We start from the raw sequence: 1,333 nt of genomic DNA, 5'->3' as shown, positions 1-1,333 counted from the left end.
GAAGAGTATGATGATGACATTTATAATATTAATTCATGGGGAGCTGACCTATCCTTTCGGGAATTAATATCCCTTTTTAAAGACGAAGAATTAATTAAACCTGAAATACAAAGAAACTATGTATGGGATAAAATTACTGCTAGTAGATTTATAGAATCGATACTCCTTGGTTTACCAATTCCAAGTATTTTCTTAGCAAAAATGCCCGACAATAGAATGTTAATTGTTGATGGATTCCAAAGAGTAATGAGTGTTTATGATTTTCACAGTGGAATTTTCAAGGATGGAAAAACATTTAAACTTTCAAATTCTAAAAAAATTAATCCACGTTGGAGGGGCAAATCATATATAGAACTTGAACCAAGTGATCAACGTAAAATCAGAACCACGACAATTCATGCCATAATATTTGATCAAAGACAACCAGCTGAAAATGATACAAGTTTATATCAAATTTTTGAAAGAATTAATACAGGAGGAAGAAGTTTATCTCCTCAAGAAATTAGAAATTGTGTTTACCATAATCAATTTAATAAAACACTAATTAAATTAAATAAGAATAATGACTGGAGAAAACTTTTTGGAACTTCTCAATCTGACGATCGAATGAAAGATATTGAATTTATCTTAAGGTTTTTCGCTTTACAATCGCCAGAGATAAAAGAAAGACCTACTGGGCAAATTTCCTTAAAGAAATTTTTAAATACATTTATGGGGGACAAAAAAAATAACAAGGAAACAACACTAAAAGAATTCGAAAAAGATTTTATTAATGTTATGGAGTTTTTGAACCAACGAATTGGAAATGTTGCTTTTACAACATTAAATAGTACGAAAAAGGGTGTATCGAGATTTAACGGTACGGTCTTTGATGCAATTGCAATAGCTACAAATCACGTTTTGAAAAATCCTCAATTAAACCCTAATTTTGACGATTTAAAAGTAAAAAGAAAACAATTATTATCGAGTACAGCTTTTCAGGATTTATTAAGAAACAGAACTACAAATGTAGATCGTATTAATGACAGAATAGATTTTGCTTCTAAAGTTTTATATGGAGTCCGATATAAATGAAAAATTCATCAGCTGATGAACTGATATCTCATTGTGAACAAGAGATAAAATTAATAAAAGAAAAAATACAAAGCCTTGATAAATTTGACCAAAGTCGAGATTTTATAACGAAATATGCACTAATAAGAGTGTCAGGGATTATTGAATATGCTATAAAAACAATAATTGCTGATAAATGTGAAGAGAATGCATCGCAACAAGTAAAGAATTTTATTGAAAATAAAATAAGAATGAATTCGAGTAATCCAACAATTAATAC

At 28.9% G+C, this 1,333-nt stretch carries 2 protein-coding genes; both read left to right on the top strand.

Features of this window, described 5'->3' with window-relative positions; genetic code table 11:
- Positions 1–1,074: DUF262 domain-containing protein (locus V7266_RS30580; RefSeq protein WP_335473037.1), on the top strand; the 1,074-nt coding region annotated here is incomplete at its 5' end.
- On the top strand, positions 1,071–1,333 hold a 263-nt coding region (locus V7266_RS30575; RefSeq protein ID WP_335473036.1), incomplete at its 3' end, for a hypothetical protein. The genes V7266_RS30580 and V7266_RS30575, both read left to right, overlap by 4 nt.

Source organism: Neobacillus drentensis (assembly GCF_036965645.1).
GTDB classification, from domain to species: domain Bacteria; phylum Bacillota; class Bacilli; order Bacillales; family Cytobacillaceae; genus Neobacillus; species Neobacillus drentensis_D.
Note: the sequence above shows the minus strand (reverse complement) of the source record. Positions and strands in the feature narration are given on the sequence as shown.